A 561-nucleotide genomic window follows, 5' to 3' on the forward strand; every position below is an offset into this window, starting at 1 on the left:
CAGTCAAGCGTTTTTGCGCATGCGGGATTCACCGCCGGACCGCGGTTTTGTCCTTTGAACACTTGATCTGCTTCCCTTCTCGGCAGCCTTCGCCTGAGGTCGACCCGGGTGCATGCTTCGGTCCGTGGTCAGCGCTGTGGCCGCCAACATGATGCTGGTTCAATGCAATTCCGATGTGCCCATCTCATTGGCGTGCTCGATACGATCGGCATCAGTCCTGAGCACCGCTGCCCGATAATGGTTTGCACTGCAAACCATGTTAGGGGGCATCACCGGAACCGCGTCCCGTGGGGACCTCGAAGGCCCGCGATCAGGCGGGCAGCAGGTTGGAACCTGTATCTTCAGCCGGCATGAAGCACCGGAGTGTCGTAGCGGAAGTCCGCGTCATCCTTCCACATGCGGTGCAGGATCACGGCGATGCGCCGGGCCAGTGCAACCATCGCGCGCTTGGCACCACGACGGCGCGCGATCTTCGCCGCCCAGGTTCGCAGCCATGTCGCCCGGCCGCGATGCAACATCACCGTTGCCGCCTGGCAAAGGGCACGGCGGAGATTGACGTCA

Annotated in this window: 1 pseudogene; it reads right to left on the bottom strand. The window is 62.4% G+C overall.

Annotated elements, in window-relative coordinates:
* Positions 1–341: 341 nt before the first annotated feature.
* Positions 342–561 (bottom strand): annotated as a pseudogene (locus D1012_RS22130) (IS110 family transposase); the annotation flags it as partial.

Source organism: Pseudotabrizicola alkalilacus (assembly GCF_003443995.1).
Lineage (GTDB): Bacteria > Pseudomonadota > Alphaproteobacteria > Rhodobacterales > Rhodobacteraceae > Pseudotabrizicola > Pseudotabrizicola alkalilacus.